The following is a 23,723-nucleotide window of genomic DNA, read 5'->3' as shown; positions in this document are numbered from 1 at the left end:
CCCGCTCGGGCCTTATAAGGGGGCATGATGCGCGAATTCGCCCCCCAGACTTCCAAGGCCCAGGACGTCGCCGCAAGTTGGCTCACCGAGGCCGGCCTGCGCCCGACGCGGCAACGCCTCGCCCTCGCCTCGCTGCTGATGGGGGATGGGCAGAACCGGCATGTCACGGCCGAGAGCCTGTTTGCTGCCGCGCAGGACAGCGGCGAGAAGGTCTCGCTGGCCACCGTTTACAACACGCTGCGTGCCTTCTGCGAGGCGGGGCTTTTGAACGAGATCACCGTCGATGCCTCGCGCTCGTATTTCGACACACGGATCGACGACCATCCGCATTACTTCTGGGAAGACAGCCAGAAGCTGACTGACGCCCCGGCCGACCAGCTGGAGATTCTGCGCCTGCCCGAGCCGCCGGAGGGATGCGAGATCGCGCGCGTCGATGTCGTCGTGCGCCTGCGCCGCAAGACCTGACCCATGCTCAGCTACCAGCACCTGTATCACGCCGGGAACTTGGCGGATGTCCACAAGCATGCGTTGCTGGCCTGGGTGCTCGATTATCTGGTGCAGAAGGACAAACCGCTCACCTATCTCGAGACCCATGCCGGACGCGGGCTCTATGACCTCTCGGCGCCCGAGGCGGTGAAGACCGGCGAGGCCGCGCAGGGCATCGGCCGGCTTGCCGCGAAGCTACCTGCCGGGCATCCCTACCGCCGGGTTCTGGAACAGGTGCGCGCGGATCATGGCCCGAGCGCCTATCCCGGCTCGCCCCTGGTGGCGGCGCTGTTGCTGCGTGACACGGACAATGTCCATCTCGCCGAGAAGCACCCGCAGGAGTACGCGGCCCTCAACGAGGCGATGCTCGACTTTCCGGTCCGCGTCCACAAGGCCGATGGTTTCACCAAGGCGCAGGAGCTGACGCCCCCGCAGCCGCGGCGCGGGATGATGCTGGTCGATCCCTCTTTCGAGACCGCGTCTGACTATGAGGCCATGCCGAAGTTCTTCGCCCAGATCGCACGGAAATGGAATGTCGGCATCCTCGCGCTCTGGTACCCGATCCTGACCGACAATCGCCATCGCGCCATGCTCTCGGCGCTGGAAGCACAGAACGAGGGTGCGCTGCGCCACGAGGTCCGCTTCCCGCCCGCACGTGAGGGGCACCGGATGATTGGCTCCGGCCTGTTCGTTGTGAACCCGCCCTGGGGGATGGCTGAGGAAGCCCAGCGAATCTCCGGGCTGTTTCAGACGCTTTGACCAAGGGTGAGGGGTTTCGCCCTCGCCCGGCATGGCTCCGCCAAGCAGGTCTCGCGCGACCAAGCCTCGCTTCGCTCGGCAAAAGGGAGGGGGCTGTCCGCCCCCTCGGCCTGCGGCCTCACCCCGGAGGATATTTTTAGAACGAAGATGGACGGAGGCCTGGAGGATCGTGCTCCGCCTCCACCCGCCTCTCATCTTTGCTCCCAAAATATCCGCAGGGGGGCGCGGGGGGGACGGCAGTCCCCCCGCCCGGCCCTACGGGAGGGAGTGGATCGCAGATCCGCGAGCGACGGGCGGGAGAACCTCACCTGGCCCTCGACGTTGAAGCGGGCCGCGTTCCGGGTTATCTGCGGCGCAACCAGCGACAGGATTTCCTCATGACCGCGCCCAAAAAGCTGTTCATCAAGACCTACGGCTGCCAGATGAACGTCTATGACAGCGAGCGTATGGCCGAGGCCATGGGCGCCAACGGCTATGTCACGACGGACCGCGCCGATGATGCGGACATGATCCTGCTCAACACCTGCCATATCCGCGAGAAGGCCGCCGAGAAGGTCTATTCCGAACTGGGCCGCCTGCGCCCTCTAAAGGACGCCAATCCGGACCTCAAGATCGGCATCGCCGGCTGCGTTGCCCAAGCCGAGGGCGAGGAGATCCTGCGCCGTGCGCCGGTCGTCGACCTCGTCGTCGGCCCGCAGACCTATCACCGCCTGCCCGAAATGGAGCAGGCCGCGCGCGCGGGCGCCCGTCCCGTCGACACCGACTTCCCCGAGGAAGACAAGTTCGAGCGCCTGCCGAAGGGCCCCCGCGCCAGCCGCGGCCCGACCGCCTTCCTCACCGTGCAGGAGGGCTGCGACAAGTTCTGCGCTTTCTGTGTTGTGCCCTATACTCGCGGCGCCGAGGTCAGCCGTCCGGTCGAGCGCCTGCTGCGTGAGGCACGGGATCTGGTGGAGCGGGGGGTGCGAGAACTCACCCTGCTCGGCCAGAACGTCAACGGCTACCATGGCGAGGGGCCGGACGGCGAGGTCTGGACCTTGGGCCGCCTCGTGCGGGCGCTGGCCGAGATCGACGGGCTCTGGCGCATCCGCTACACGACTTCGCATCCCAATGACATGACGGACGACCTGATCGCCGCCCATGCCGAGGTCGAGAAACTGATGCCCTATCTCCACCTGCCCGTCCAATCGGGCTCGGACCGGGTGCTGAAGGGCATGAACCGCAAGCATAAGGCGGCGGACTACCTCGCGCTGATCGAGCGCCTGCGCGCGGCACGGCCGGATCTGGCGCTGTCGGGCGATTTCATCGTCGGCTTCCCCGGCGAGACCGAGGAGGATTTTCAGGACACGCTGAGCCTCGTGCGGGCTGTCGGCTATCACTCGGCCTTCACCTTCAAATACTCGGCCCGCCCCGGCACGCCCGCGGCGGAGCGTCCGGTGCTGCCCGATTCGGTGCTGGACGACCGGCTTTACCGTCTGCAGGCGCTGATCACCGAACAGCAGCGCGCGGCACAGGAGGCGATGGTCGGGCGCGAGGTCGGCGTGCTGATCGAGAAGACCGGCCGCCTGCCGGGCCAGATGGTGGGCAAGTCCGACCACCTGCATGCCGTGCATGTGAGCAATTGCGACGCGAAACCGGGGGATCTGGTACGGGTCCGCATCACCGGATCGGCGCCCAATTCCTTGGCAGCCGAGCGTGTCTGAGCACGGGAACCACGGCGCGAATTGAACGTCGAAACCCATGAAAAGTCAATCAGACTTCCGATCCCTAGTGGGAGTGTGCGCCCTCTGCACCAGATGTCGCATATTTATCCCACAGAGGAACTAGTTTTGGACACTGCGCGTTCCGTGATTATCTGTCATGCGAACGTCGCTTGCGACATGTGCAATTGAGGGGCAGCATGAACTCATCCCACACGGATCAACCCGACGATCCAGCCCGGGACCTCAGAGAGGAGAGCCATTTGGGCATCAGCGCGCTGACACCCCCGCCCACCGCCGGTGATTCCATGCAGACCCTGCTTGAATTCGCCGACAACCGATTGCTGGTCGACCTTTGCGGCGAATACGACCGCAATCTGGTCAAGCTGGAAGATGAGCTGGGCGTCCAGATCATCCATCGGGGAAATCAGCTGCATATCATGGGCCAGGAGCATTCCCGCGCCCGCGCAGCCGAAACGCTCAAGTCACTCTATTCCCGCCTGAAAGACGGCAAGCCGATGGAATCGGGCGACGTGGATGGCGCTGTGCGCCTCTCGGCCGGAGAGAAGGCGGAAAAGCAGCTCGAGATGTTCCGCACGGGCGCCGTCGAGATCCGCACCCGCAAGAAGAACGTGGCCCCCCGGACCAAGGCGCAGCAAGATTACGCGCGCTCGCTGTTCGAGAACGAGCTGAACTTCGGCATCGGCCCGGCGGGCACCGGCAAAACCTATATCGCTGTCGCCGCCGCGGTGAACTTCTTCATCGAAGGCCATGTCGACCGGATCATCCTGTCGCGTCCCGCGGTCGAGGCCGGCGAGAAGCTGGGCTATCTGCCGGGCGACATGAAGGAGAAGGTCGATCCCTACATGCAGCCGCTCTATGACGCGCTGAACGACTTCCTGCCGGCCAAGACCCTGCCGAAGCTCTTGGAAGAAAAGCGCATCGAGATCGCGCCCCTCGCCTTCATGCGCGGCCGTACGCTGGCCAATGCCTTCGTCGTCCTCGACGAGGCGCAGAACGCGACCGAGCTGCAGATGAAGATGTTCCTCACCCGTCTCGGCGAGGGTTCGCGCATGGCGATCACCGGCGACCGCACGCAGGTCGACCTGCCGCGCGGCGTGACCTCGGGCCTTGTCGTGGCCGAGCGCATCCTGCAGGGTGTGAAAGGTATCGGCTTCAATTACTTCACCGCCGTCGATGTCGTGCGCCACCCGCTGGTCGCCCGCATCATCGAGGCCTACGACCGGCAATCGCCCTCGCAGGTCTGAGCGGTCCCACGGAAAGGCATGTCCGCTCGCCATGAGCGTGCAACTCGACATCAACGACGAAGAGCCGCGCTGGGGGGAACTCGACCCTCTGGCGCGCTCGGCTATTGACGCGACGCTTGTCCATCTGGGCCATGATCCCGCCTGTTTCGAGGTGAGCGTGCTGGCCTGCGACGACGCGCGCATCAAGGTTCTGAACGCCGAGTTCCGTGCCAAGGACAAGCCGACGAATGTGCTGTCCTGGCCCTCATGGGACCTGTCGCCCGAGGAAGACGGCGCCCTGCCCGAGGAGCCCGAGACCGGCACCGCCGAGGACCCGGAACCTCTGGGCGACATGGCTTTGGCCTATGAGACCTGCGCGCGCGAGGCCGAGGAGCAGGGCAAGAGCCTTCACGATCACGTCACCCATCTGGTGGTACACTCAACACTTCATTTACTCGGATATGACCATGAAACCGACGCAGATGCGGCTTTGATGGAAAAAACCGAGGTGGCGATCCTTGCAACCATGGGCATCGCCGATCCATATGCAGACGACGAGTCCGGCGTGGCCGGGCTCGATTGATTGGTAACAGGTTCGGAAAGGACCCATGAGCGACATCACTTCGGGGGCGCCCGCCGCGGCCGACAGTTCCGACGGCGACGACCAGAGTCCGGACGGCAATTCCCATAATCGGGGGCTTTTTGCCCGTCTATTCGAGGCGCTCTCGCCACAGGAAGCGCAAAGCGAGGCCGATACGGCGCTCAGCGATTCCATGCGGCAGGTCCTGCCGGGGCTGGCCAACCTGCGCCGGTTGCGGGTGGCCGATGTGTCCATCCCCAAGGCCGAGATCGTGGCCATCGCCGAGGATACCGAGCGCGACGAGCTGATCGAGGTCTTCCGCGAGAGTGGGTTCTCCCGCCTGCCGGTCTACAGCGAGACGCTGGACAAGCCGATCGGCCTGTTGTTGCTCAAGGATCTTGTGCTGAAGAAAGGTTTCGACCTCGGCGGCGAGATCGACATCGCCTCGCTTCTGCGACCGATGCTCTATGTCCCGCCCTCGATGCCGCTGATCGTGCTGCTGCAGAAGATGCAGACAGAGCGCACGCATATGGCCTTGGTGATCGACGAATACGGCGGCGTGGACGGGCTGGTGACGATCGAGGATCTGCTGGAGCAGGTGGTCGGTCAGATCGACGACGAGCACGACACCGAAGACGAGCATCTGTGGACCGAGGAAAGCGCCGACACCTGGCTGATCCAGGCCCGGGCGATGCTCGATGACCTCAAGGATGCCACGGGCTACGACCTGCGCGTCGGCATCGAGGACGAGGATGTCGATACGATGGGCGGGCTTGTATACCTGCTGCTGGGCCGTGTTCCGGCCCGCGGTCAGGTGGTCGAGCATCCTGCCGGTTACGAGATCGAGGTGATCGATGCCGACCCGCGCCGCGTGAAGCGCGTGCGTCTGCGCCAGTCTCGCAGCCCCGAGACCGCCGGCACCGAGGACGAAGCCGCCCTGCCCGGCACTGCCTGATCATGCGCCTCCTGCCCAGCCGGAGCGGTCTGGCCGCGCTTGCCGCCGGTCTTCTGGCCGCGCCCGGTCAGGCGCCTTGGGGTCTGTGGCCACTGACGATCCTCGGCCTTGGCTGGGCGTTCTGGTTGGCGGCCCGCGCCCCCTCGCCCCGTGCGGCGATGGGGCGGATGATGCTGACGGGCCTCGGGCATTTCGCGCCGGTGATGCTCTGGATCGTAGAGCCCTTCTTCGTCGATGCCGCCAGCACGGGATGGATGGCCCCCTTCGCACTGGCACTGATGGCCGGCGGGATGGCGCTGTTCTGGGCCCTGCCCGCCTGGCTGGCCAGCCGCACCACCCTGCGCCCCACCGCCCGCGTCTGGCGCATCGCCCTGGCGATCTTGGTGTTCGAAGACATCCGCGGCCTGTTGTTCACCGGCTTCCCCTGGGCGCTGTCCGGTCATATCTGGGTGGGCACGCCCGTTGACCAGCTGGCCAGCCTCGGCGGCCCCCTGTTGCTCTCGGCCCTGACCCTAGGCCTGTCCGCCGCGCTGGCCGTCGCAGCACTGCGCTGGCAACAATCGCGCCGTCTGCTGGCCGGGCTGGCCGCCGGCGTCGCCGCCCTGTCGCTGGCCGGGGGCTGGCTTTGGGGCCAGAACCGCCTCGCCCAGCCCCTGCCCGAGGGTCCCGGCGTGACCCTGCGCCTCGTGCAGGCCAATATCCCGCAAGACCAGAAATGGCAGCGCGATCTCGTGCGCCCGTTCTTCGAGCGTCATCTGGACCTCAGCGCGGCCTCGTCGGACACGCCGCCCGATCTGGTGATCTGGCCCGAGACCGCCGTGCCCTTCTTGCTGAACAACCCCGGCGACGGCCTCCTGATGGTCGCCGAGGCCGCGCAGGTCCCCACCGTGATCGGCATCCAACGCGAGACCTATGACGGCGGTATTTCCCGCTATTACAACAGCCTGGCGCTGATCGACGCCTCGGGCGAGGTCGGGCAGGTCTATGACAAGCACCACCTCGTTCCCTTCGGCGAATACATCCCGGTGATCGGCGATTGGGCGGCGGAACAGGGCTGGGGCGGCCTCGCCGCGCGGATGCTGGCGGGCTATTCGCCCGGCCCCGGCCCCGCGCTGATGGACCTCGGCCCCGCCGGCCGCGCCTTGCCGGTGATCTGCTACGAGGCCGTCTTCCCCCGCGACTTGCGGACCGAGGAACGCCCCGATTGGATCCTGCAGGCCACGAACGACGCGTGGTTCGGCCACCGCATCGGCCCGTTCCAGCATTTCGCCCAGGCCCGCCTTCGCGCGATCGAACTGGGCCTGCCCTTGGCGCGCGCCGCCAATACCGGCATCTCGGCGATGATCGACGCCCGCGGCCGGGTGACGGCACAGCTGGGCCTCGACCAGATGGGGGCCTTGGACGTGGCGCTGCCGGGGGCCCTGCCCCCCACGCCCTATGCCCGATGGGGCGATGCGCCCTGGCATCTGCTGCTGGCGCTGGCAGGGCTGATGCTGGCCTATGCCGCGACAAGACGCGGAAAAGGCAACGGACAAAGGCATTGACGCTGCCCCGTGCTCGGGATAGCCGGGTCATTATTCCGTCACAACGGCTTCCTGGCGTGACGGCGACACCTAATGGAGCACCCTTCCCATGAGCCGAACGAATTACGTCTTCACCTCGGAATCCGTCTCCGAGGGGCATCCCGACAAGGTCTGTGACCGCATTTCCGACGCCATCCTCGATGCCTTCCTGGCCGAGGACCCGCAATCCCGCGTCGCCTGCGAGACCTTTGCCACCACCGACCGCGTGGTGATCGGGGGCGAGGTTCGCGGCCCGGCCTCGGTCATTTCCCGCGTCGAAGAGATCGCCCGCGACTGCGTGCGCGACATCGGCTACGAGCAGAACGGCTTCCACTGGGCCAACATGGTCGTGGACAGCTACCTGCACGCGCAATCCGCCGATATTGCCCAGGGCGTCGATGCCGCCGGCAACAAGGATGAAGGCGCCGGCGATCAGGGCATCATGTTCGGCTATGCGACCGACGAGACGCCCGAGCTGATGCCTGCGCCCATCCTCTATGCGCATGCCATCCTCAAAAAACTGGCCGAGGTCCGCAAGAACGGCACCGAGCCGGCGCTGGGGCCGGACGCCAAGTCGCAGCTGTCGATCCGCTACCGGGATTCGAAGCCGGTGGGCGTCAGCTCGATCGTGCTCTCGACCCAGCATCTGGACCCCGATCTGACCTCGGACGACGTCCGCGCCATCGTCGAGCCCTATATCCGCACCACCCTGCCCGGGGGCTGGATCGACGCCGCCACCGAATGGCACGTCAACCCGACCGGCAAGTTCGTGATCGGCGGGCCGGATGGCGACGCGGGCCTCACCGGGCGTAAGATCATCGTCGACACCTATGGCGGTGCAGCACCCCATGGCGGCGGCGCCTTCTCGGGGAAAGATCCCACCAAAGTCGACCGATCGGCCGCCTATGCCGCGCGCTACCTCGCCAAAAACGTGGTCGCCGCGGGCCTCGCCAAGCGCTGCACCCTGCAGCTGAGCTATGCCATCGGTGTCGCCAAGCCGCTGTCGATCTATGTCGACACCCATGGCACGGGCCAAGTGGATGACGAGGCCATCGAACGCGCCGTCGCCCGCAGCATGGACCTGACCCCGCGTGGGATCCGCACCCATCTGGGCATGAACCGCCCGATCTACCAGCGCACGGCAGCCTATGGCCATTTCGGCCGCGCCCCCGAGGCCGATGGCGGCTTCAGCTGGGAACGCACCGACCTGATCGACGCGCTGAAAGCGGCACTCTGAACCACGCGGCACGCCCTGTTGCTGGCGCCGCATGAGTATTTGAAACAAGGTGATGGGGCGCGCAATGCGCCCTTTTCCATTCCTGCCCGCTGCGGCTCCGTTGCCGAGTATTTATCGCAGAGTGAAACACAGGGCGCGCGTCCTTTCTCATCTTCGTTCCACAAATATCCCGGGGGGGGGGTGAGGGCCGCCCGGAGGAGGCGCCAGTGGCGCGTCCTCAGGCCCGAACCCCCGAGGCCCAAGCCGAGGGCTGGGGGCAGCGCCCCCTTAGGCCGAGCGAAGCGAGGCCCCTTGGTCGCGCGAGGCCTGCGTGCCGGAGGCATGCCGGACGAGGGTGAAACCCGCCCTTGCCTTGTGCCCTGCCCGACGTCAGGTTTGCGCAAGGCCAATTCCCGGAGAGACCCGATGCCCGAGACCCTGCGCTACGCCGCCATCATGCTTGCCGCAGGCATCGGCATCCCGATCCTCGCCGCCCTCAACGCCCAGCTCGGCGCGCGGATCGGCTCGCCCACTGTCGCCGCCGTGGTGCTGTTCTGCGTGGCGCTGACCGGCGCTGTCGTAGTGATGTTCCTCACCCAGGGCCCCGCCGGCTTCGCGCAATTGCCCGGCCAGCCCTGGCATCTCTTCCTCGCCGGCTGTTTCGTCTGTTTCTACGTCCTCTCCGTCACCTTCGTCGCGCCGCGCTTCGGGGTCGGCAATGCGGTGTTCTTCGTGCTGCTCGGACAGGTCGTCTCGGCCGCAGCCATCGACCAGTTCGGCCTGTTTGGCGCCATCGTGCGGCCGATCACCCTCTTGCGCGCGGCGGGGATCGGGTTCATGGGGCTGGGCCTGTTCCTGATCCAGCGCGCCTGACCCGCGAACCCTGAGGGAGTCCCCGATGCCCAAGACCGATACCGCCGGCCTCACCCAGCTCGGCCAGACGACCGCCGTGCCCACCTCGCCCGAGGACGCGCAGCTCGAGCGCGTGCCCTATGGCCATGAGGGCACGCAGGCCGTCGTGCGTTTCACCGCGCCCGAGTTCACCTCGCTTTGCCCGATGACCGGCCAGCCCGATTTCGCGCATCTGGTCATCGACTACATCCCCGGCAAATGGCTGGTCGAGAGCAAGAGCCTGAAGCTCTTCCTCTTCTCCTTCCGCAACCACGGCGCCTTCCACGAGGATTGCACGATCCATATCGGCAAGCGCCTCGTCGAGCTCCTGGACCCCGAGTGGCTCAGGATCGGCGGCTATTGGTATCCGCGTGGCGGCATTCCCATCGACGTGTTCTTCCAGACCGGCCCCGCACCAGAAGGCGTCTGGATCCCCGATCAGGGCGTCGCGACCTATCGCGGACGGGGGTGACACCTTGACGCCGCGCCCCTGCCCCGCGTAGGAGCGCGCGCATGACCGAGGATCGCTCCAAACCCGACCTGCCGCCGCATCCCGCGCTTGCCGCGCTGCGGACGCATCGCAATTTCTACGGCCGTGTGCATGGCAAGACCCTGCGCTCGTCCCAGCGTGAATACCTGACGCAGGACCTGCCCGCCCTGCGGCTGCGCGACGTGTCGATCGACGAGAACCCGGACCGACATGTGCTGGACCTGAACCAAGCGATCCCCGGCAATGGCCCGTGGTGGCTGGAGGTTGGTTTCGGCGGCGGCGAGCATATGGCGCATATGGCCCGGAGCTATCCAGACATCCGCCTCATCGGCTGCGAGCCCTTCGTCAACGGTGTCGCCATGGCGCTCGGGTTGCTCCGGGACCAGCCCTGCCCGAACCTGAAGCTGCATCCGGGCGATGTGCGCGATCTGTTCGACGTGCTGCCCGATGCCACCTTCGAGCGCGTCTTCCTCAACTACCCCGACCCTTGGCCCAAGGCGCGCCACCATCGTCGGCGGTTCGTCACGCAGGACCATCTGGAGCCGCTGTTCCGGGTCTGCAAACCGGGTGCCGAGTTCCGCGTGGCGACCGATATTCCGGACTATGCCCGCCAGACGCTGGAAGAGGTCCCGCAGGCCGGGTTCCAGCTGGTGTCGGACAGCCATGAGGCCTGGCCCGACTGGTTCTCGACCCGCTACGAGAAGAAGGCGCTGCGCGAAGGCCGCGTACCGCAATACATGACCTTCCGTAAACCTTGAGCGCTTGGGCCTTGAGGCCCTGCCCGATGCCGCGCTGCGGCGGGACAAAGCACAAGAAAGCGGTAGTAATTTCAGCTTGGCGTGGCTACATACGCCACGCCTAAGCTATTGGGCCAACGAAGAGGGAGCATTCATGCGTCGCGTCGTCATCACCGGGATCGGCATCATCTCGCCCATCGGCAATTCTGCCGCCGAAGTCGAGGCCAGCCTGCGCGCCGGACGCTCGGGCATCGTCTTCTCCCCCGAATATGCCGAGCACGGCTTCCGCAGCCAAGTCCACGGCATGCCGCAGATCGACCTCGCCGCGCATATCGACAAGCGCGACCTGCGCTTCATGGGCCCGGGTGCGGCCTACAACTTCCTGTCCATGCAGCAGGCCATCGCCGACAGCGGCCTGACCGAGGCCGAGGTCTCGAACGAGCGCACGGGCCTGATCATGGGTTCGGGCGGTCCCTCGACCTCGAATTTCTTCGTCGCCCATAACACCGTGATCGAGAAGGGCTCGCCCAAGCGTATGGGGCCGTTCATGGTCACCCGCTGCATGTCGTCGACGAACTCGGCCACGCTGGCGACGCCCTTCAAGATCAAAGGCGTGAACTACTCGATCACCTCGGCCTGCTCGACCTCGGCGCATTGCATCGGCAACGGCACCGAGCTGATTCAGATGGGCAAGCAGGATATCGTCTTCGCCGGCGGCGGCGAGGAGCTGGACTGGACCCTGTCCTGCCTCTTCGACGCGATGGGCGCGATGTCGTCCAAGTACAATGACGCGCCGGCCACCGCCTCTCGCACCTTCGACGCCTCGCGCGATGGCTTCGTCATCGCCGGCGGCGGCGGTGTCGTGGTGCTGGAAGAACTCAACCACGCCCTTGCCCGTGGCGCGAAGATCTATGCCGAAGTCACCGGCTACGGCGCCACCTCGGACGGCCATGACATGGTCGCGCCCTCGGGCGAAGGCGGCGAGCGGTCGATGAAGCTGGCGATCTCGACCCTGCCGAAGGATCGCAAGATCACCTATATCAACGCGCATGGCACCTCGACGCCGGCGGGCGACGTCACCGAGGTGAAGGCCGTGCGCCGCGTCTTCGGCGAGGGCAATGTGCCGCCGATCGCCTCGACCAAGTCGATGACCGGCCACTCGCTGGGCGCCACCGGCGTGCATGAGGCGATCTATTCGCTGCTCATGCTGAACGGCAGCTTCATCGCCCCCTCGATCAACGTGACCGAGCTGGACCCCGAGCTGAAGCCCGAGGAAATCTGCACCGAACTGCGCGAGGGCGTCGAGCATGACTCGGTGCTGTCGAACTCCTTCGGTTTCGGTGGCACCAACGCCACGCTCGTGATGTCGAAATTCGCGGAGTAAGATCCATGGCCGATCTGATGAAGGGCAAGCGCGGGCTGGTGATGGGCGTCGCCAACGAGCGTTCCATCGCCTGGGGCATCGCCTCGGCGCTGGCCGCCGAGGGCGCCGAACTGGCCTTCAGCTATCAGGGCGAGGCCTTCGGCAAGCGGGTCGAACCGCTCGCCGCCTCGGTCGGCTCGGATTTCCTGGTGGATGTCGACGTGACCAGCGACGAGAGCCTGGATGCGGCCTTCGCGGCGCTGAAGGACCGCTGGGGCACGCTGGATTTCGTCGTCCACGCCATCGCCTATTCCGACAAGAACGAGCTGGCGGGCCGGATCACCAACACCAGCCGCGCGAACTTCAAAAACTCGCTCGATATCTCGTGCTACTCGCTGATCGACATCTCGCGCCGGGCCTCGGAACTGATGCCCGAGGGCGGCTCGATCATCACGCTGACCTACGGCGGCTCGAACCGGGTGACGCCGTTCTACAACGTGATGGGCGTGGCCAAGGCGGCGCTGGAAGCCTCGGTTCGCTACCTCGCCAATGACCTTGGGCCGCAGGCGATCCGCGTCAACGCGATCTCGCCCGGCCCGATGAAGACGCTGGCCGGTGCGGCCATCGGCGGTGCGCGCAAGACCTTCCGCCATACCGAGGCCAACGCCCCCCTGCGCCACAACGCGACGCTGGAATCCGTGGGTGGCGCGGCGGTGTTCCTGTGCTCGGATTACGGCGCCTGCACGACCGGCGACGTGATCATGGTGGACTCGGGCTACCACGTCCTCGGCATGCCGCAGCCCGAGAATATTTAAGACATGCAAGCCAGCGCGCCGCCCCGCCTTCTGGTCCGGCGCGCGCTGGCCCTTGTCGTCGACAGCCTGCTCGTCACCGCCGTGGTGATCGCGCTGTTCCTGCCGTTTACCGGCGCGGGGATGCGCCTGCCCGCCCCCGTCATCGCTGTCCGCGGCTTCACCTGCGCGCCCGTCGAACAGGCGCCGGCATGGCTGAGCCAGATCCTCGGCGATACCGGCCCCTACACCCTGCGCCTGTGTGATCGCACCCTCTTCGGCTTGCCGGACGGGCAAGAGCTGCGCGTGGTCCTGTCCGACGACCGTGAGGCCGCCCAGCGCACCAGCCGCCAACTCTCCGTCCCCGTGAACGCCGCGCTGGAGCCGGTGACGACGAAGCCTTGGGGCTCGGTCACGACGTTGCTGCTGCTTGCCCTGCTGTCGGCCTGGTTCACGGCGCGCGGCTGGCAGACGCCGGGCAAGCGCCTGTTCGCGCTGCGGATCGTCCCGGAGGGCCGCCCCCGCCCCCTGTGGCGCGAGGCCCTGCGTCTTGGCCCCTTGGCGCTGATCGCCGTGCTGCCGACCCTGCCGGGCGGATTGCCCGTGACGGCGCTGGGGATCTGGGGCGTGATCGCCCTCTCGGCCCTAATCGCGCTGGGGCTGATCTGGTACTACGCCTGGCCCTTCGTGCACTGGACGGGCCAAAGCCGCCACGACCGCCACGCCGGGTTCCGCGTCACTCAGGGCTGACGCCAGACCCGCGCGAGGGGCTCGCCGGGCGTGTAGGTGACCATCACCCGACCACCCTCGCCAAACAGCACCTCGGCCGCGGGTTGCGGAAGCTGTTGGCGTAGGACGCCCTCCTTGGCGCCGGCGATCCAGCTTTCGCCATTCGTCAGGTGCAGGAACAGCGCCTCGCCCCCTGGCACGAAGGTGGCCCCTTGCACCCCCTCGCGTTGCATCAGCAGGCTGCCGTCCATTGCGTCCCACAGGCTGAGGCGACCGCCCTCCTCCAACGACAGGAACCGCGTGCCGTCCTCCGAGAAGGCGCCCCGATAGGGCGGGATCTCGAACCCGGTCAGCTCCAGCACGGCGGGCATGTCGCTGCGCCAATCCTGCAGCTCTGCCCAGATCCGCACGGTCGGCACGGCAACCGGCCGCGTCGCGCCCATCGCCTCTCCGGCATGGGCGGGGTCGATCACCGGCAGGCTGGCCAGACGTGCCCCGGCCCGGTCGACCGCCAACAGCCGCTCATAGGGGCCATAGGAGCCCACCAGATCCCGATAGGCCGTCTCGCAATCCGCCTGCGCGCAATCATAGGGCAGATCCCGCATCTGCGCCGTCAGGGTGAAAGCCGCCGAGGCCAGCACCATCAACCGCCCGTCATCGCTGAAGGTGAAATCCTCATGCGGGCGTAGCGCATCGGCCTCGATCTGCGCGACCCAAGCGCCGTCGCGCCCCAGCACGTCGATGGCCCCGATGTCGTGGCTGACCATGTAGCGACCGTTCCACGCGTCGAAGGCGATGTCGTTGACCAGCGTCTCGCCCTCGAAGGTCTGATCGATCAGCGGCGCCCCGTCGACCACCTGCCACGCCCGCAACGCGCGGCGGGAATGGGCATAGACCGCGCCGGACAGGCCCTGCGGGTCATCGAACCTCTGGGCGAAGCGCAGGGGCAAGAGCGCGGGGAAGACCCCCTCGACCCGGGTGAGGATCAATCCGTCCGGCAGGCTCCAGATCCGGCCCGCGAATGTGCCGTCCTCCTGCCAGATCACCCCCGCCGCCAGCGCCCCGCTGGCCGAGGCCGTGAGCGGCCCGATCCGCGCGCCGGCGGGCGCCTCCAACTGGCCGGCCAGCTGCCACGCCTGCTGCGCCGAGGCCCCGGTCGCCAAGCCTGCGACCAGGATCGCCATCAGCCCTGCCTGTTTCCACGCCATTCCAGAACCCTCCACGCGCCACGATGCCCGTGTATTGAACCACGCGTCCCCCGATTGCGCCAAGCGCGGCCTGCGACCCCAAGGCCCCTTGTCGGCGCAACGCGGCACAGTTTAGAATGATTCCAAGAAATCAGGGGACCTCCCATGCTCACCAGCTACCGCAACCGCCGACGGTTCAAGGACTTGTCGGAACAGGAAATCCTGGCACTGGCCATCTCGTCCGAGGAGGACGATTCGCGCATCTATCGGTCTTATGCCGAGAAACTGCGGGCGGATTACCCGTCGTCTGCCGCCGTGTTCGACGGCATGGCCGAAGAGGAGGATCGCCACCGCCAGCGGCTGATCGCCCTGCACCGCATCCGCTTCGGCGAGGTGATTCCCCTGATCCGCCGCGAGCATGTGGCGGGGTTCTATGCCCGCAAACCCGTCTGGCTGATGGAGACGATGTCGCTGGAACAGATCCGCACCGAGGCCGAGGCCATGGAGCGGCAGGCGGGGTCCTTCTACCAGCTGGCCGCGCAGCGCACCTCGGACGCGGCGACGCGCAAGCTGCTGGGCGATCTGGCCGCGGCCGAGCTGGGCCATGAGAACGCCGCCCATGCGCTGGAAGACAAGCATCTGGGCGAAGACGCCCGCGCGGCCGAGGATGCGACCGCCCATCGCCAATTCGTGCTGACCTGGGTGCAGCCGGGGCTGGCCGGTCTGATGGATGGATCGGTCTCGACGCTGGCGCCGATCTTCGCTACCGCCTTCGCCACGCAGGACACGCATACGACCTTCCTCGTGGGTCTTGCGGCGTCGATCGGTGCGGGCATCTCCATGGGCTTCACCGAGGCGGCCTCGGATGACGGGCAGCTGTCCGGCCGGGGCTCTCCGGTCAAACGCGGGATCGCGGCGGGGGTGATGACGACGCTGGGGGGCCTCGGCCATGCCCTGCCCTATCTGATCCCGCATTTCTGGACCGCGACCATCATCGCCATGATCGTCGTCTTCGTCGAACTCTGGGCCATCGTCTGGATCCAGAACCGCTACATGGACACGCCCTTCCTGCGCGCAACCTTCCAGGTGGTGCTGGGCGGCGCCCTCGTCTTCGCGGCGGGCGCCTTGATCGGCGGCGGCTGACCCTTCACTCTGCAACAAATACGCACTTCGGCAGAACCGGCGCCGTTTAGACCGACAATGACAAAGGGGGCCAAATCGGCCCCCTCATGCTTGGCGTCCTGCAAGTCCGCTCAGATCGCGGTTTTCAGATCCGCGGTGCGGCGCTTCTTGGCCTCGACCAGCGCGGCGAGGGAATGGCGATCACCGGCCTCGCTGGCGGCGCGGGCCGCTTCGGCCAGCGCGGGGTCGTGCATCGCATGGCCGACGGAGGCGAGGAACTGGCCCGCGTAGGCCACTTTCCCCGGCTCAGGCGCGCCTTGCAGCAGGTCATGTACCAGCCGCAGATCGTCGCGCAGGGCCATGGGATCGGCGCCTGCATTGCGCTCGGCGATGCTGTCGCAGTATTCGTCCCATTCGGCTTCCCAATCCCGCTCGGTATCGCCGGTGTCGGCAGCCTCGCCGGTCATCACCGCCAGATGGCGGGTCAGGCTGATGGGCTTCAGCAGGAAGGCATCCGCCCCGGCCTGCAGCGCGGCGTCGCGCAGGGACAGATCCCCGCTGATCGCCACCATGCGGCGCGGGCGGACATGCGAGCGGTGCAGCGCCGCGATCAGGTCCAGCCCCGACCCATCGGGCAGCCCGAGGTCGATGAGGGCGATGTCAGGGCGATAGACCCGCAAGTGCAGCGCGGCATTGGCCAGCGAATCGGCACGGCGCAGGCGGATACCGGCGCGGCGGCAGATCAGGCGCACGGCTTCAGCAGCGAAGCGGCTATCCTCGACCAGCAGCATGGTGCGCGGCGGCATCGCGAAACTGCCCGCCGAGGGGCCCATTTGCGTGACAGGAGCGGGAACACGGCCCTGATAGGGAGATGGAGGGCGCGAGCGGGACGACTGGAAGGCAGGTACAGGCATCTGGATTCTCCATGGCAGGCCTCCATGCTGCGCCAGATTGGTTTCCAGCTGGTAAATATCGACTCGGAATCGGCCAAGATCGTTACCCGCGACGTCGCGACCTGCGGCCATGCGTCCCTTGCTTTCTTGGCCCTGCCCTATATTGAACCCGGGAATGCAGGTTAACTCGCAGGGGGGAATGCCATGATCGGCCGTCTGAACCATGTCGCCATCGCCGTGCCGGATCTCGAGGCCGCCTCGGCGCAATATCGCAACACGCTCGGCGCCGATGTCGGTGCCCCGCAGGACGAGCCCGACCACGGCGTGACCGTGGTATTCATCACCCTGCCCAACACCAAGATCGAGCTGCTGTACCCCTTGGGCGATGACAGCCCGATCAAGGGCTTCCTCGAGAAGAACCCCGCGGGCGGCATCCACCACATCTGCTACGAGGTCGATGATATCCTCGCCGCCCGCGACAAGCTGAAGGCCGAGGGCGCGCGCGTTCTGGGCACCGGAGAGCCGAAGATCGGCGCGCATGGCAAGCCCGTGCTGTTCCTGCATCCCAAGGACTTCAACGGCTGCCTCGTCGAACTGGAGCAAGTCTGATGCTGCCCCCCTTCTCCGCCTTCGTCATCTTCGCCTTCGTCTGGTTCCTGACGCTGCTCTGCGTGCTGCCCCTGCGCACCACGACGCAGGGTGAGGCGGGTCAGGTCGTCGCCGGCACGCCCTCCTCGGCGCCGCATAACCTGAACTTCAAGCGCAAGCTCTTGATCACCACCATCGTCGCGGCGGTGATCTGGGCCGCGATCTGCGCGATCATCCTGTCGGGCTGGATCACCATCCGCGACGTGGACATCTTCCACCGCTGGATGATGGGCGAGATCTGAAACGACGAAGGGGGGCCGCGACGCCCCCCTTTGCTTTTGTCTGCCGGTGCCTTTGCCTCAGCCGCGGGCGAGGCGGTGGAACAGATGGGTGAAGGCCGCCGTGCCCAGAACCGGCACGAACAGGTTCACCACCGGGATCGACAGCGGGATGGCGAACAACACGCCCGCGATCCAAAGCGTACCGGTATTGGCGCGCCGCATCCTATGCGCCTCGTCCGGGGCCATGCGACGCAGGGCGACGGCGGTGAAATACTCCCGCGACAGCAGGAAGCCGTTGATCACCCAGAACACGACAAGGCCGGTCCCGGCGGTGAAAATGACGATCAGCAGCCCCACGAGGTTCAGCGCGATCAAGAGCGCCATATAGCGCAGCGCGTCGGCCAGCTGGCTGAGGAATGGTGCACCCTCGGCCGGCGGTAGCATCGGGTAGTGGCGGGCCTCGACGGCATCCGCGACCTGATCGAGGAACAGGCCGGTGAAGCCTGAGGCGACTGGCACCATCAGGAACACCGACAGCACCAGCATCAGCGGGATCGAGGCCAGCGACAGCGCGGTGTCGATCCCGCCGACCTCACCCAGCCACGGCAGGGACACAGAGTCCGGCACCAGCCAGAAGATCAGCCAGACCAGCACGACATACAGCGCGACCAGCAGCAGCACCGACAGGCCGAGGCCCATCAGCACCACCCGGCGGAAGCGCGGGTCGTCGAATTGCCCCAGCGCCGCGAAGATCGAACCGAGGATCATACGTCGAGATGCTGCGTGATGGCGGCCAGATCCGGGCGCGGACGCTCCGCCGGCGCGGTCTCGCAGGTTCCTATATGGACGAAACCGGCGATCTGTTCGCCCGGTTGCAGCCCGAGGCCGTCCTCAAGGAACGTTCGGTCGAAGGCCGCCCAGCCGGTGATCCACGCAGCCCCCCAGCCCGAGGCCAGCGCTGCATTGACCAACGCCGCACAGACGGCGCCGGCGGAGAGGACCTGCTCCAGCTCGGGCGCCTTCTCGGACGGCACCGGGGCCGAGACCACGCCGACGATCATCGGCGCGTTCTGCCAGCTCATCGCCGATTTCTCGACCTTGGCGGGGTCGATGCCCAGCACCGGGCCACGCTCGCGGATCAGGTTGGACAGGCGCGCGCGGGCGGCGGGCCCGATCACGAGGAAGCGCCACGGCACCAGCGCGCCATGGTCGGGCACACGGGCGGCGGCGGTCATCAGGACCTCCAGCGCGGCGGCGTCGGGCGCGGGCGCGGTCAGGGCAGCGGCCGGGCGCGAGCGGCGGGTCAGCAGGAAATCGAGGACGGGATTGGTCTGGTGCATGGGTACCTCCGGCCCCCCAGATCGCAACTTTGCCCCGCCTGTTCAAGGTCATGGCGCCAAGGTCGCTTGCCGAGGACGCGAAAACTGCCGATGTTGGGCACCAAGGGAGATTTCAGATGCACATGGCCGATCTGGGCGACATTCGCCTGCACTACCAGCTGTCCGGCGATCCCGAGGGGCCGCCTTTGGTGCTGATCCACGCGCTGGGGACCGATCTGCGGCTGTGGGACAAGCTGGTGCCGCTGCTGCCGCGGGGCCTGCGGGTGCTGCGCTATTCGCTGCGCGGGCATGGGCTGTCGGATGCCCCCGGCGGCGCCTACTCCATGGGTGCGCTGGTGCGCGATGCCGAGCGGCTGATGGATCACCTCGCGCTGAAGGACGCGATGGTCGTGGGCCTGTCGATCGGCGGGCTGGTGGCGCAGGGGCTTGCGGTGAAGCGGCTGGATCTGGTGCGCGCTTTGGTCCTGTCCAACACCGCCGCCAAGATCGGCAATGCGGATGTCTGGCGGCAGCGCATCGCCACGCTCGAGGCCGAGGGGATCGAGGCCCTCGCCGATGCCACCTTGGAGCGCTGGTTCCCCCGCGCCTTCCGCGAGACCGCCGAGGTCACGGCTTGGCGCCACCTGCTGACCCGCACGCCGCTGCAGGGTTATGTCGGCTGCGCCAATGCGATCTCGGGCACGGATTTCTACACCCCGACCTCGGGTCTGCGCCTGCCGCTGCTGGCCATCGCCGGCTCCGAGGATGGCTCGACGCCGCCGGATCTGGTGCGCGAGACCGCCGAGCTGGTCCCCGGCTCGCGCTTCCAGCTGATCCGGGGTGCCGGCCATCTGCCCTGCGTCGATCAACCCGACGCCTATGCCGAGGCGCTGGCCGGCTTCCTGCGCGACACGGGACATCTACAAAGTTGAGAAAGTGATAGTTTGGTCAGGGTTTTCCTCCAAATTCCTGACCCCTTCGTTGAAAATGTAGCCCTGAGGCCGCCAATGCGCCGATCCCTGCCCGTGCTGTTCATCCTGACCACCATGGTGCTGGACGCCATCGGCTTCGGCCTGATCATGCCGGTCATGCCCGACCTTCTGCGCGAGGTGACGGGCGAGGATCTGTCCCATGCGGCGCTTTGGGGCGGCGTGCTGACGGGCGGCTTCGCGGTGATGCAGTTCCTGTTCGGACCGGTGCTGGGGAACCTGTCGGATCGCTTCGGGCGCAAGCCGATCCTGTTGCTGTCGCTGCTGGTGCTGGCCGGGGATTACGTGATCCTCGCGCTGGCCGGGACGGTCTGGCTGATCCTGCTAGCCCGGCTGGTCAACGGCATCACCTCCGCCACCTATTCGACCGCCACCGCCTATGTCGCCGACATCTCCACGCCCGAGGAGAAGGCCCAGCGCTTTGGTCTCATTGGCGCGGCCTATGGCTTCGGCTTCATCCTCGGGCCGGCGGTCGGTGGCTTGCTGGCCGAATACGGCACCCGCGCGCCCTTTATCGGCGCCGCGGCGATCACCGCGCTGAACCTTGCCTTCGGGGCGCTGGTCATGCGCGAAAGCCTGCGGCCCGAGCATCGCCGCCCCTTCAACTGGCGCCGGGCCAACCCGTTCGGCGCCTTCCGGGCGATCACCCATCTGCCGGGTCTGGGGCGCTACCTGTCGATCTACACGGCGTTTGAATTCGCCTTCGTCGTCTACCCGGTCGTCTGGGCCTATTTCGCCACCGCCCGCTTCGGCTGGACACCCGGACAGGTCGGCCTGTCGCTGGCGTGGTACGGCGTCGGCGCGGTCGTGGTGCAGGGCGTGCTGATCCGCCCGGCGATCCGCCACCTCGGACGCCGGGGGGCGATGATGCTGGGGACGCTGGCGGCGATCCTGTCCTTCTCGGTGCTGGTCTTCGTGGAAAACGGCGCGCTGGCGTTGGTGATGATCCCGATCTCGGCGCTGTCGGGATTGGTGAACCCTGCCCTGCGCGCCGAGATGTCGGACCGCGCCGCCGCCGACCAACAGGGCGAGCTGCAGGGCGCGCTGTCCTCATTGCATGCGATGGGCATGATCGTGGCGCCGATCCTTTACACTCAGGTCTTTGCCCGCGTTTCGGGCGATGGGGCCTGGATCGACCTGCCGGGGTTGGTGTTCGCCATCCCGGCGGCCTTGAATCTGATGGCGCTGATCCTCATGCGCCGCCGCAAAGAGGGGAGCTTTGCATGAACCTGTCCACCTTGGCCCGCACCCGCGGGGAAGACGGCAAACCCGTCCGCGCCGCCCTGATCGGCGCGGGGAAATTCGGCTCGATGTTCTTGGCGCAGGTGCCGCATATCGCCGGGCTGACCGTCAGCCATATCGCCGATCTGGACCCCGAGCGCGCCCGCGCCGCCTGCCGCGCGGTGGGCTGGAGCGACGAGCGCATCGCCGCGACGCAATTCATCGATGACGGGCTGGAGCTGGCGCAGGCCCAGACGGATGTGGTGATCGAGGCGACCGGCGCGCCCGAGGCGGGCCTCAACCACGCCCGCGCCGCCTTAGATGGCGGCAAGCATGTGGTCATGGTCAATGTCGAGGCCGATGTGCTGGCGGGCGCCGTGCTGGCCAAGCAGGCGCGCGCGGCGGGGCTGGTCTATTCCATGGCCTATGGCGATCAGCCGGCTTTGGTCAGCGAGATGGTCGACTGGGCCCGCGCCACGGGGTTCGAGGTCGCCGCGGCCGGCAAGGGTACGAAGTACCTGCCGATCTACCATTCGGTGACGCCGGATGGCGTCTGGCCGCATTACGGCCTCACGCCCGAGGAAGCGGCCAAGGCGGGGATGAACCCGCAGATGTTCAACTCGTTCCTCGACGGCACGAAATCGGCGATCGAGATGGCGGCAATCGCCAATGCCTGCGGGCTGGATGTCCCGGAGGACGGCCTTGCCTTCCCGCCCTGCGGCGTCGATGACCTCGCGCGTATCCTCCGGCCCAGCTCGGTCGGCGGGCAGCTGAAGCGTGACGGGATGGTCGAGGTGGTCTCGTCCCTGGAGCGCGACGGGCGGCCCGTGTTCCGCGACCTGCGCTGGGGCGTCTATGTCGTCTTGAAGGCGCAAAGTGACTACGCCGCTGCCTGCTTCAAGCAATACGGCCTGCCGACGGATGAAACCGGGCAATATGCGGCGATGTACAAACCCTTCCACCTGATCGGCATGGAACTGTCGGTCAGCGTCCTCTCGGCCGCGCTGCGGGGCGAGGCCACGGGCCAGACACGGGAATGGCGGGGCGATGCCGTGGCGGTCGCCAAGCGCGACCTGAGGGCCGGTGAGATGCTGGATGGCGAAGGCGGCTACACCGTCTGGGGCAAGGCGTGCCCTGCGGAAACCTCGGCCCGGAACGCGTCTTTGCCGATCGGTCTGGCCCATCGCGTTCGACTGCGCCGGGACGTGGCAAAAGGCGAAATTCTGGGCATGGCGGATGTCGATCTGGACGAATCCCAGACCGGAGTTCTCCTGCGTCGCGAGATGCTTGCCGCTTCCTGAGGCACTGGATAACGTCCTTGCCATTGGCATGCGCGTTCGCGGGCTGGACGAGTCGTCCAGCCCTCGGGTCCGGGGTGCGGGAAAAATCCTTGCTTGAGGTTTTGATCATATTTTCGCAGACTTTTGGCCAAGGACCTTCAGAGTCCAGCCAACAGAACCCCCGCAAGGGGCCCAACGGAGAGAGAAATCCATGCGCACAATGCTGACGACGACCGCCCTGGTCGCGCTGGCCTCGACGACCGGCCTGGCCCAGGCCCAGCAGGTCGTCAACGTCTACAACTGGTCGGACTACATCGCCGAGGAAACCCTCGAGCAATTCACCGCCGAGACCGGGATCACCGTCAACTACGACGTCTATGATTCGAACGACACGCTGGAAGCGCGCATGCTGGGCGGCTCGTCGGGCTTTGACGTGGTCGTGCCGACCGGCAACTACCTGCAGCGCCAGATCGCAGCCGGCATCTACCAGCCGCTGAACCGCGAGCTGCTGCCGAACTGGTCGAACCTCGACGAGCATCTGATGGGCCTCGCCTCCTCCTTCGACGAGGGCAACGAGCATGCCGTCGTCTACATGTGGGGCACCACCGGCATCGGCTACAACACCGCCGCCGTGGCCGAGCGTCTGGGCGAGGATTACGTCGTCGACAGCTGGAGCCTCGTGTTTGATCCCGAGATCGCCTCGCAGCTGGCGGATTGCGGCATCGCCTTCCTCGACGACCACACCGAGATCCTGCCGGCGGCCCTGCGCTACCTCGGCCTCGACCCGCTCTCGACCGATGAGGCGGACCTTGAGCAGGCCGTGGCGATGCTGGACACCATCCGCCCCTCGCTGCGCTATTTCCATTCGTCGCAATACATCTCGGACCTTGCCAATGGCGAGATCTGCGTGGCGGTCGGCTGGTCGGGTGACGTGCTGCAGGCGGCGGCCCGTGCCGAGGAAGCCGGCACCGGCGTCGAAGTGGCCTATGTGATCCCGAAAGAGGGCGCGAACCTGTGGTTCGACATGATGGCGATCCCCGCCGATGCGCCGAACCCGGAAGCGGCCCATGCTTTCATCAACTTCATGATGGACGCCCATGTCGCTGCGGCGAACACCAACTACGTCGCCTATCCGAACGCTGTCGCTGCCTCGAACGAGTTCATCGACGAAGAAGTGCTGAACGATCCGACCATCTACCCGCCGGCGGAAACCCAGGCCAATTTCTGGACCCTGCGCCCGCATGACAGCCGGACCGACCGCCTGATCACGCGCCTTTGGACCCGCGTGCGGACCGGTCAGTAACCTACCAGCCCCGCCCGTACCCTCGGGCGGGGCATTT

Annotated in this window: 26 protein-coding genes and 1 riboswitch; of the genes, 22 read left to right on the top strand and 4 right to left on the bottom strand. The window is 66.8% G+C overall.

The window, feature by feature from the left end:
• Positions 1–24: 24 nt before the first annotated feature.
• From irr to BCY78_RS06580, 14 genes are all read left to right on the top strand, one after another.
• Positions 25–465, top strand: a complete 441-nt coding sequence (gene irr, locus BCY78_RS06645; RefSeq protein ID WP_233499361.1) for a Fur family transcriptional regulator Irr — start codon at positions 25–27, stop codon at positions 463–465.
• A 3-nt stretch (positions 466–468) separates the two neighbouring features.
• The gene (locus tag BCY78_RS06640) at positions 469–1,245 is read left to right on the top strand and encodes a 23S rRNA (adenine(2030)-N(6))-methyltransferase RlmJ (RefSeq protein WP_068299589.1); all 777 of its coding nucleotides are present in this window, start codon (positions 469–471) and stop codon (positions 1,243–1,245) included.
• A 377-nt stretch (positions 1,246–1,622) separates the two neighbouring features.
• Positions 1,623–2,945, top strand: coding sequence for a tRNA (N6-isopentenyl adenosine(37)-C2)-methylthiotransferase MiaB (gene miaB, locus BCY78_RS06635; protein WP_068299586.1), 1,323 nt, complete (start codon positions 1,623–1,625; stop codon positions 2,943–2,945).
• 305 nt (positions 2,946–3,250) lie between these two features.
• Positions 3,251–4,210 (top strand): PhoH family protein, encoded by a 960-nt coding sequence (locus tag BCY78_RS06630; protein ID WP_225295557.1) that lies wholly within the window; start codon positions 3,251–3,253, stop codon positions 4,208–4,210.
• Positions 4,211–4,241: 31 nt separating this feature from the next.
• Complete coding sequence (gene ybeY, locus BCY78_RS06625; protein WP_068299580.1) at positions 4,242–4,772, top strand: rRNA maturation RNase YbeY; 531 nt, start codon at positions 4,242–4,244, stop codon at positions 4,770–4,772.
• Positions 4,773–4,797: 25 nt separating this feature from the next.
• Positions 4,798–5,724 carry a hemolysin family protein gene (locus BCY78_RS06620; protein ID WP_068299577.1) on the top strand — a complete coding sequence of 309 codons (927 nt, stop codon included), beginning with the start codon at positions 4,798–4,800 and terminating at the stop codon, positions 5,722–5,724.
• Between the two features lie 2 nt (positions 5,725–5,726).
• Positions 5,727–7,268, top strand: coding sequence for an apolipoprotein N-acyltransferase (gene lnt, locus BCY78_RS06615; protein WP_068299574.1), 1,542 nt, complete (start codon positions 5,727–5,729; stop codon positions 7,266–7,268).
• 32 nt (positions 7,269–7,300) lie between these two features.
• Positions 7,301–7,348, top strand: a riboswitch (SAM-SAH riboswitch).
• 8 nt (positions 7,349–7,356) lie between these two features.
• A complete protein-coding gene (metK, locus tag BCY78_RS06610) occupies positions 7,357–8,523 on the top strand; it encodes a methionine adenosyltransferase (RefSeq protein WP_068299570.1) in 1,167 nt (388 codons plus the stop codon).
• A 405-nt stretch (positions 8,524–8,928) separates the two neighbouring features.
• Entirely contained in the window at positions 8,929–9,375 is a 447-nt protein-coding gene (locus BCY78_RS06605; protein WP_068299568.1) for a DMT family transporter, read from the top strand.
• A 25-nt stretch (positions 9,376–9,400) separates the two neighbouring features.
• A complete protein-coding gene (gene queF / locus BCY78_RS06600) occupies positions 9,401–9,865 on the top strand; it encodes a preQ(1) synthase (protein WP_068299566.1) in 465 nt (154 codons plus the stop codon).
• Between the two features lie 41 nt (positions 9,866–9,906).
• Complete coding sequence (locus tag BCY78_RS06595; protein ID WP_083194857.1) at positions 9,907–10,641, top strand: tRNA (guanosine(46)-N(7))-methyltransferase TrmB; 735 nt, start codon at positions 9,907–9,909, stop codon at positions 10,639–10,641.
• 133 nt (positions 10,642–10,774) lie between these two features.
• The gene (fabB, locus tag BCY78_RS06590; RefSeq protein ID WP_068299565.1) at positions 10,775–12,004 is read left to right on the top strand and encodes a beta-ketoacyl-ACP synthase I; all 1,230 of its coding nucleotides are present in this window, start codon (positions 10,775–10,777) and stop codon (positions 12,002–12,004) included.
• A gap of 5 nt (positions 12,005–12,009) precedes the next feature.
• Positions 12,010–12,798: an enoyl-ACP reductase gene (locus BCY78_RS06585; RefSeq protein WP_068299563.1), complete on the top strand. Its 789-nt coding sequence runs from the start codon at positions 12,010–12,012 to the stop codon at positions 12,796–12,798.
• A 3-nt stretch (positions 12,799–12,801) separates the two neighbouring features.
• The gene (locus tag BCY78_RS06580) at positions 12,802–13,524 is read left to right on the top strand and encodes an RDD family protein (RefSeq protein WP_068299561.1); all 723 of its coding nucleotides are present in this window, start codon (positions 12,802–12,804) and stop codon (positions 13,522–13,524) included.
• On the opposite strand, the gene BCY78_RS06575 is transcribed toward BCY78_RS06580, so the two are convergent.
• On the bottom strand, positions 13,515–14,711 hold the full coding sequence (locus tag BCY78_RS06575; RefSeq protein WP_068299557.1) for a hypothetical protein: 1,197 nt from the start codon (positions 14,709–14,711) through the stop codon (positions 13,515–13,517). The genes BCY78_RS06580 and BCY78_RS06575 overlap by 10 nt on opposite strands.
• A 144-nt stretch (positions 14,712–14,855) precedes the next feature.
• Here BCY78_RS06575 and mbfA point away from each other — a divergent pair, with 144 nt between their 5' ends.
• A complete protein-coding gene (mbfA, locus tag BCY78_RS06570; RefSeq protein WP_068299554.1) occupies positions 14,856–15,833 on the top strand; it encodes an iron exporter MbfA in 978 nt (325 codons plus the stop codon).
• 110 nt (positions 15,834–15,943) lie between these two features.
• Here mbfA and BCY78_RS06565 read toward each other — a convergent pair whose 3' ends face one another.
• Entirely contained in the window at positions 15,944–16,726 is a 783-nt protein-coding gene (locus BCY78_RS06565; RefSeq protein ID WP_158515906.1) for a response regulator, read from the bottom strand.
• Positions 16,727–16,750: 24 nt separating this feature from the next.
• Between BCY78_RS06565 and BCY78_RS25535 the strand changes: the two genes are divergently transcribed.
• From BCY78_RS25535 to BCY78_RS06555, 3 genes are read left to right on the top strand one after another with little or no spacing between them, the layout of a single operon-like run.
• Positions 16,751–16,891 (top strand): hypothetical protein, encoded by a 141-nt coding sequence (locus BCY78_RS25535; protein ID WP_158515905.1) that lies wholly within the window; start codon positions 16,751–16,753, stop codon positions 16,889–16,891.
• Positions 16,892–16,909: 18 nt separating this feature from the next.
• Positions 16,910–17,314: a methylmalonyl-CoA epimerase gene (gene mce, locus BCY78_RS06560; protein ID WP_068299550.1), complete on the top strand. Its 405-nt coding sequence runs from the start codon at positions 16,910–16,912 to the stop codon at positions 17,312–17,314.
• On the top strand, positions 17,314–17,595 hold the full coding sequence (locus BCY78_RS06555) for a DUF1467 family protein (RefSeq protein WP_068299547.1): 282 nt from the start codon (positions 17,314–17,316) through the stop codon (positions 17,593–17,595). Before mce ends, BCY78_RS06555 begins: the two co-directional genes overlap by 1 nt.
• Positions 17,596–17,652: 57 nt before the next feature.
• On the opposite strand, the gene BCY78_RS06550 is transcribed toward BCY78_RS06555, so the two are convergent.
• Complete coding sequence (locus tag BCY78_RS06550; RefSeq protein ID WP_369808695.1) at positions 17,653–18,339, bottom strand: EI24 domain-containing protein; 687 nt, start codon at positions 18,337–18,339, stop codon at positions 17,653–17,655.
• Complete coding sequence (locus tag BCY78_RS06545; RefSeq protein WP_068299541.1) at positions 18,339–18,914, bottom strand: nitroreductase; 576 nt, start codon at positions 18,912–18,914, stop codon at positions 18,339–18,341. The genes BCY78_RS06550 and BCY78_RS06545 overlap by 1 nt, the downstream gene beginning before the upstream one ends.
• A gap of 116 nt (positions 18,915–19,030) precedes the next feature.
• Between BCY78_RS06545 and pcaD the strand changes: the two genes are divergently transcribed.
• From pcaD to BCY78_RS06525, 4 genes are all read left to right on the top strand, one after another.
• Complete coding sequence (pcaD, locus tag BCY78_RS06540; RefSeq protein ID WP_068299539.1) at positions 19,031–19,825, top strand: 3-oxoadipate enol-lactonase; 795 nt, start codon at positions 19,031–19,033, stop codon at positions 19,823–19,825.
• 75 nt (positions 19,826–19,900) lie between these two features.
• A complete protein-coding gene (locus tag BCY78_RS06535) occupies positions 19,901–21,109 on the top strand; it encodes a TCR/Tet family MFS transporter (RefSeq protein WP_068299536.1) in 1,209 nt (402 codons plus the stop codon).
• Positions 21,106–22,404, top strand: coding sequence for an NAD(P)H-dependent oxidoreductase (locus BCY78_RS06530; RefSeq protein ID WP_068299534.1), 1,299 nt, complete (start codon positions 21,106–21,108; stop codon positions 22,402–22,404). The genes BCY78_RS06535 and BCY78_RS06530 overlap by 4 nt, the downstream gene beginning before the upstream one ends.
• 190 nt (positions 22,405–22,594) lie before the next feature.
• On the top strand, positions 22,595–23,686 hold the full coding sequence (locus BCY78_RS06525; RefSeq protein ID WP_068299532.1) for a polyamine ABC transporter substrate-binding protein: 1,092 nt from the start codon (positions 22,595–22,597) through the stop codon (positions 23,684–23,686).
• Positions 23,687–23,723 lie beyond the last annotated feature (37 nt).

This window comes from Pararhodobacter sp. CCB-MM2, assembly GCF_001691415.1.
GTDB lineage: Bacteria > Pseudomonadota > Alphaproteobacteria > Rhodobacterales > Rhodobacteraceae > Pararhodobacter.
This window is presented reverse-complemented; position numbering and strand designations above follow the sequence as displayed.